This is a genomic window from Sanguibacter inulinus, assembly GCF_013415325.1.
Taxonomy (GTDB): Bacteria; Actinomycetota; Actinomycetes; order Actinomycetales; family Cellulomonadaceae; genus Sanguibacter; species Sanguibacter inulinus.
This window is the reverse complement of sequence record NZ_JACBYE010000040.1, coordinates 33,780-40,825: the sequence shown is the minus strand read 5'-3', so window position 1 is coordinate 40,825 and position 7,046 is coordinate 33,780. Positions and strand designations below refer to the sequence as shown.

At 70.3% G+C, this 7,046-nt stretch carries 5 protein-coding genes; 1 reads left to right on the top strand and 4 read right to left on the bottom strand.

Going from position 1 to position 7,046, the window contains the following annotated elements; translation table 11 throughout:
- Positions 1-34: 34 nt before the first annotated feature.
- The 4 genes from HZZ10_RS14325 to HZZ10_RS14310 form a co-directional block, all read right to left on the bottom strand.
- The gene (locus HZZ10_RS14325; RefSeq protein WP_056135608.1) at positions 35-1,048 is read right to left on the bottom strand and encodes a LacI family DNA-binding transcriptional regulator; all 1,014 of its coding nucleotides are present in this window, start codon (positions 1,046-1,048) and stop codon (positions 35-37) included.
- A gap of 101 nt (positions 1,049-1,149) precedes the next feature.
- On the bottom strand, positions 1,150-2,064 hold the full coding sequence (locus HZZ10_RS14320) for a carbohydrate ABC transporter permease (protein WP_179914011.1): 915 nt from the start codon (positions 2,062-2,064) through the stop codon (positions 1,150-1,152).
- Position 2,065: 1 nt separating this feature from the next.
- Positions 2,066-3,046, bottom strand: coding sequence for a carbohydrate ABC transporter permease (locus HZZ10_RS14315; protein ID WP_082544123.1), 981 nt, complete (start codon positions 3,044-3,046; stop codon positions 2,066-2,068).
- Positions 3,047-3,318: 272 nt separating this feature from the next.
- The gene (locus HZZ10_RS14310; RefSeq protein ID WP_056135611.1) at positions 3,319-4,632 is read right to left on the bottom strand and encodes an ABC transporter substrate-binding protein; all 1,314 of its coding nucleotides are present in this window, start codon (positions 4,630-4,632) and stop codon (positions 3,319-3,321) included.
- Between the two features lie 286 nt (positions 4,633-4,918).
- Between HZZ10_RS14310 and HZZ10_RS14305 the strand changes: the two genes are divergently transcribed.
- Positions 4,919-6,991: a beta-galactosidase gene (locus HZZ10_RS14305; RefSeq protein WP_179914010.1), complete on the top strand. Its 2,073-nt coding sequence runs from the start codon at positions 4,919-4,921 to the stop codon at positions 6,989-6,991.
- Positions 6,992-7,046: the final 55 nt, after the last annotated feature.

Here is a 7,046-nt window from a genome sequence, read left to right as displayed (position 1 = left end):
GGGGAGGGGAGGCAGAGGGGAAGGGAGCCAGGGGTCAGGCGGACTCGCGCCGCACCAGCGTCGCGGGCAGCGTCACCGCGGCGGGCTCCTGGCCGTCGACGACCTCGAGGAGCAGGCGGACCATCTCGGAGGAGATCCGCTCGAAGGGCTGGCGCATCGTCGTGAGCGGCGGGTCGAGGGTCGCGGCGAGGCCCGAGTCGTCGAAGCCGCCGACGGCGACGTCGCCCGGGATCGACCGGCCGGAGTCCTTGATCGCGGTCATCGCACCCGCGGCCATGAGGTCGGAGGCGACGAACACCGCGTCGAGGTCGGGGCGGGCCTCGAGGAGCTCGGCCATCGCGGCGCGACCACCCTCGCGCGAGTAGTCGCCGTGGCGGACGAGGGTCTCGTCGTACCTCTCGCCGAGCGCCTCGCGGTAGCCGGCGAGGCGCATGGTCCCACCGGGGGTGTCGAGCGGGCCGGTGACGGTCGCGATCCGCGTGCGACCCGAGTCGACCAGGTGCTGGGTCATCTTGCGGGCCCCGCCGACGTCGTCGGCCGAGACGTACCCGACAGAGTCTTCGTAGCCGATCGGCACACCACAGGCGATCACCGGGATCTCGGCGCGCAGCAGGGACTTCACCATGGGGTTGTCGCGGTGGGAGGAGATGAGCAGCACGCCGTCGACGTGACCGGCGGTGATGTAGTCGGTGATCCGTCGGCGCTCTTCCGTGGTGCCCGCGACCATGAGCAGCAGCGGCATCTCGCGCTGCCCGAGGGCCTCGGCGGCGCCGCGCAGCAAGATCGAGAAGGTGGGGTCCTCGAAGAGCAGGTGCTGGGGCTCTGTGAGCAGGAAGGCGATCGAGTTGGAGCGGCCCGTCGCGAGCGAGCGGGCGTGCTGGTTCATGGAGTACCCGGTGGTGCGGATCGCCTCCTGGACCGCGGTCAGCGCCTCGGGGGACACCCAGTGGCCGCCGTTGATCACCCTGGAGACCGTCCCGCGGGAGACCCCCGCTGCCGCCGCGACGTCGCGGATGGTCGGGCGCTTGCGCGCGGTGCGTGCTTCCATCTCGGGTTCCACGTTCCAGACTCTAGGTCAACAGGTGGCACCTGGTGGTGCCACGAGGCGCAGGGGAGCGGGTGACCGCACCCCTGCGCCGGTCGTGCGGGTCAGCTCTTGACGGCGCCGGCGGCGAGGTCGACCTGCCAGTAGCGCTGCAGCGTGAGGAACAGCGCGATGAGCGGGAGGATCGACAGCAGGGCGCCGGTGATGACCGAGGTGTACATCGCCGGCTGCGACGCACCCTGGTTGAGCAGGCCGGAGAGGCCCACGGTGAGCGGGAACAGCTTGTCGTCGCCGAGCATGATGTACGGCAGCATGTAGTTGTTCCAGATCCCGACGAACTGGAACAGGAACACCGTCACCAGGCCGGGGAGCATCATCGGCACGGCCATCGTCCGGAAGATCCGGAAGTCCTTGGCGCCGTCGGTCCGGGCCGCCTCGATGACGTCGTCGGGGACCGACGCCGCCGCGTAGATGCGCGCGAGGTAGATGCCGTAGGGGCTGATGATGCTCGGCAGCAGGACCGACCAGTACGTGTTGGTCATGCCGAGCTTGGCGAGGAGCAGGTACTGCGGGATCGCGAGGACGACAGCCGGCACGAGCACCCCGGCGAGCAGGGTGTTGAAGACGGCCTTCTTGCCCGCGAAGCTGTACTTGGCGAGCCCGTAGCCGGCCATCGCCGAGACGACGACCGAGAGCAGCGCGCCGACGCCCGCGTAGAGACCTGTGTTGAGCATCCAGCGCCAGAACAGGCCGCCGCGGTAGGCCGACAGCTCGGAGATGTTGTCGACCAGGTGCGACGACGGCGCGAAGGTGAAGGTCGAGAACAGCTCGGCCGCGCTCTTCGACGAGGCGACGAGCACCCAGGCGACGGGCAGCAGGCAGTACGCCGCGCCGATCAGCAGGATGATCGTGCCGCCCCAGCCGATGCGCGGACGGCGGGTCGGGCGCACGACGGAGTGCTGGAGGGCGGAGGAGCCACGGGTGCGCGAGCTCGTCCTGGAGGGGGTCGTGGTGCTCATGTCACTTCTCCTGGCTGAAGGCACGGCTCTGCACGAGGCGCAGGAACCCGAACGAGAGGATGAACGTCGCGGCCGCGATGATGATCGACGTGGCGGCGGCCGAGTAGAGGTCGTCACGCGTGAAGGCGTCGCGGTAGACCTTCATGAGGGGCGACCACGTGGTCGAGATGGTGTTGGTCAGCGGGCGCAGCGTCGTGGGCTCGGCGAAGACCTGGAGCGTCGCGATCATCGAGAAGACGAAGGTCATGATGAGCGACGGCGTGACGATCGGGACCTTGATGCGCAGCGCGATGGTGCGCTCGTTGGCGCCGTCGATCCGCGCAGCCTCGTAGATGTCCGTCGGGATCGCCTTGAGCGAGGTGTAGATGACGATCATGTTGAAGCCGACACCGCCCCAGAGCGCGATGTTCGCGATCGCGAAGAGCACGAGGTCGGAGGAGAGCAGCGACGGGGCGTCCCAGCCGAGCTTCTCGAAGACGTAGTAGAACGGGCTGACCGCGGGCAGGTAGAGGAAGCCCCAGAGCAGCGACGAGATGACCGCCGGGACCGCGTAGGGCAGGAAGATCGAGATGCGGCTGAAGCCCTTGGCCCGCGCACCGCGCGAGTCGAGCAGCAGGGCGAAGAGCAGCGCGAGGACGATCATCGTCGGCACGAGCAGCAGTCCGTAGAGGCCCACCCGCCCGACGCTCGAGAGGAACTCCGGGTCGCTCAGGGCCCGGGAGTAGTTGGCGAACCCGGCCCAGCTCTCGGTCCGCGCCCCGGCCCCGAGGCCGAGCCCGGACACCTTGACGGTCCGCAGGCTGAGGTAGGCGGCGTAGCCGATGGGCAGGGCCATGAAGATGACGAAGAGTGCGATGGCCGGAGCGAGGAAGCCCCAGGCGGGCAGGTCGCGGGTGCCCTTGCTGCGGCCCCGGCGTGCGGTCGGGAGGGGTCCGGGGGCCCCGGGTGTCGGCGGGGCGAGCTTCTGGGTGGTCGGCGGCATGAGAGTCGTACTCCTACAGAGCGAGGGGGTCGGCGTGCGCGCGGTGCGCCGGAGTCGAGTGCCTGGCGCAGGGCCGGGCCGTGCCGCGGGGCGTCGCGGACGCGACGCCCCGCGGGGAGGGTGCTGCTGAGGGTGCTTGTCGAGCAGTCGGCCGTGCCGCTGGGGCCGACCGGGTGGTGCGGGTCGTGCGGTGGTGCGAGTCGTGCGGGTGGTGCTGGTGCCGGTCGAGCAGCCGCTGGACCGCGGTGACTGCTCGACCGGCTACGCAGCGACTACTCGGCGACCGAGAAGCCGGAGTTCTTGAGGTCCTCGACAGTGGTGGTCTGCATCGACTCGATGCCCTCGACGAACCCTGCGGCCGAGCGGGACTCGGCTGCCTTGCCGAAGGCGTCGTTGAAGGCCGAGTAGGCGACGTTGACGTTCGGGCCGTAGGTGAAGGGGTTGGCCGTGCCGGCCGTCTCGGCGACGATCTCGTAGAAGTCGGGCTGGTTGGCGAAGAAGGCCGGCGGGTCGGTCAGCGCGGTCGACTGCCCGGGGATGTCGGCCGGGTAGATGCCGGAGACGTCCGCGAGGGCGGCGACGCCCTCCTCGGAGGTGTTCATCCAGGTGATGAACTCGACGGCCTGCTCGGCGTGCTCGGACTGCGTGGTCACCGCGGTGGCCGAGCCGCCCCAGTTGCCTGTCGCGGGGGCCGAGGCGTCCCACTGCGGCATCGGAGCCATCTTCCACAGACCCTCGGTGTCGGGGGCGTTGCCGGCGAGGACGCCGGGTGCCCAGACGGCGCTGAGCCAGCCGACCTGCGAGCCGTCGTTGAGCGCGGCGTTCCACTCGGGGGTGTACATCGGCTTGTTGTCGATCGTGCCCGCCTCGACGAGGTCGCCCCAGTACTGCGCGACCTTGAGGGTGGCCTCGTCGTCGATGTCGACGGTCCACGACTCGCCGTCGATGCCCCACCACGAGGCGCCGGCCTGCTGCGCGAGGCCCGTGAAGGATCCGGCGTCTGTCGCCGAGAAGGTCCCGAGGTACTTGGACGGGTCGGCCGTGTGCAGCTGAGCGGCGACGTCCGCGTACTCGTCCCAGGTGGTCGGGACGGCGAGGCCCATGTCCTCGAAGATGTCCGCGCGGTAGTAGAACTGCATGGGCCCGGAGTCCTGCGGGATCCCGTAGACCGCGTCGGTCCCGAGGGTCACAGAGTTCCACACGCCGTCCGCGAAGTGGCCCGAGAGGTCGTCGCCGACCTCGGCCGAGACGTCCGCGAGGGCGTCGGCCGAGACCATCGTCGGGATGGCCTGGTACTCGGCCTGCATGATGTCGGGTGCACCGCTGCCGGCCTTGATGGCCGTGAGCAGCTTGGTGACGGCTGCGTCGCCGCCGTCCTGCTTGTTGACCGTCACCTGGATGTCGGGGTTCGCCTCGTTCCAGATGTCGACGACAGCCTCCATCTCCGGGGCCCACGTCCAGAACGTGAGGTTCACGGGGCCGTCGCCGGAGGCGCTGTCGGAGTCGCTCCCGCAGGCGGCGACGCCGAGGGTGAGTGCTGCGATCGTCACCGCAGCTGCGGTGAGTCGTGTGCGGGCCAGACGCATGTGTCCTCCTTGATCGTCACCTCCGCTTCGTCGCTGAGGTGGGTACGACGTCGTACTCAGAAACGCCACTGTACCTGTGACCGGTCACAGTACCGGCACACTCCTGCTGGTTGTCAAACATCAGAAAATAGTGTTACCTCGTCGTTGCACAGCGATGTCGAAGTCTGTGAGCGCGCACAGGTGCGAGCACAGGGGAGCACAGGGCAGCGGGTCCAGGGCGCAGGAGCCCGGAGCCGCACGTCGCTGAGAGATCCACGTCAACCGCCGCCTGTCGGCAAGGAGAGCCATGAGCGAGTCCACCGCCGTCCGCACCGCAGGAGCCCCAGCAGGCTGGCTCCCGGGTGTGGGAACCATCAGCTACGGCGGGGACTACAACCCCGAGCAGTGGCCCGAAGAGGTCTGGGTCGAGGACGTCGCCCTCATGCGTGAGGCCGGGGTCAACCTGGTGAGCGTGGGCATCTTCTCGTGGGCCCGGCTCGAGCCGACCGAGGGCGTCTTCGACTTCGAGTGGCTCGACAGGCTCTTCGACCTGCTGCACTCGGCAGGCATCCGGGTCGACCTCGGCACCCCGACCGCCGCCCCGCCCGCCTGGTTCTACGCCACGTACCCCGACTCGCGCGTCGTCACCCGCGACGGCGTCGTGCTGGGCCACGGCTCGCGCGGCATGGTCAGCCCGTCCTCTCCCGACTACCGCCGGGCCTGCGCACGCATCACCCGCGCGCTCGGCGAGCGCTACGGCTCCCACCCGGCCCTCGCGCTGTGGCACGTCCACAACGAGTACGGCGCACCCGTCTCGGACAGCTACGACGAGCACAGCGTCCGGGCCTTCCGTACCTGGCTGCAGGAGCGCCACGGCTCCCTCGACGGTCTCAACGCCGCCTGGGGCACGGCCTTCTGGGGCCAGACCTACCGCGAGTGGGAGCACGTCGGGGCCCCGGCCACGTCGGCCAGCGTCGTGAACCCCGCGCAGCGCCTCGACTTCGCGCGCTTCACCTCCGACGCGCTGCTCGCCTGCTTCACGGCCGAGCGGGACATCCTGCACGAGCTCTCACCCGGCGTCCCGGTGACGACCAACTTCATGGCGACGAGCTGCCCCTCGATGGACCTGTGGCGCTGGGCGCGCGAGGTCGACATCGTGAGCAACGACCACTACCTGACCGCCGCCGAGGTCCGTAACCACGTGACGCTGGCCCTCGACGCCGACCTCACCCGCTCGCTCGCTGGCGGTAAGCCGTGGATCCTCATGGAGCACTCGACCTCGGGCGTCAACTGGCAGCCGCGCAACGTGGCCAAGCGCCGCGGCGAGATGGCCCGCAACGCGCTCTCGCACCTCGGGCGTGGGGCCGACGGCATCTTGTTCTTCCAGTGGCGGGCCTCGCGCTCGGGCGCCGAGAAGTTCCACTCGGCGATGCTGCCCCACGCGGGCACCTCGAGCCGGGTGTGGAAGGAGGTCGTCGAGCTCGGTGGCACCCTGGCGGACCTCTCCGAGCTGCGCGGCTCGCAGGTGCACGCCGACGTCGCGATCCTCTGGGACTGGGAGTCGTTCTGGGCGCAGGACCTCGAGTGGCGACCGAGCGTCGACCACTCGCACCGCGAGCGCATCGTCGCCTTCTACGACCAGCTGTGGCGCGACGACGTCACGGCTGACCTGGTCCACCCCGAGGCCGACCTCAGCGGGTACAGGCTCGTGCTCGCCCCCGCGTCGTACCTGCTGACCGACGCGGCGGCGGCGAACCTCACGTCCTACACGGCTGCCGGCGGGACGCTGGCCGTCTCGTGCTTCTCCGGGCTGGTCGACGAGAACGACGCCGTGCGTGCTGGTGGCCTGGTCGCTGCGCTGCACGACGTGCTGGGTGTCCGGGTCGACGAGCTGCTCCCGCTGCGCGAGGGCGACTCGATGACACTGGCCGGTGGACGCTTCGAGGGTGCCGCGGCTGACGTCTGGGCCGAAGACCTCGTGGTGACGACGGCCGACGTCGTGGCCACCTACGTGGACGGCCCCGCCGAGGGCGAGGCGGCGATCACCCGCAACGTCCACGGCGAGGGTGCGGCCTGGTACACCTCGACGCGCCTGACCGGTGCGTCGCTGACGACCTTCCTCGACGGCGCCTACGCCGACGCGGGGATCGTCCCGGACCGCACGCTGCCCGACGAGGTCGAGGTCGTGCGCCGCCGCTCGGTCGACGGGTCCACGGAGTTCACCGTGGTGCTCAACCACGGGACCGAGGACGTCGTGGTCCCCGGGGCCGGCCAGGCGCTCGTGGGTGACGAGGTCGACGGCGAGGTCTTCGTGCGGGCCGGTGGCTTCGCCGTCGCCCGGGCCGACGTGGCGGCCGGCTCGGTGATCACCGAGGCCTGACAGGCTCGGCGGACGCCGGGGCCCAGGGCAGAGCAGAGCCCGAGGTCGGAGGTCC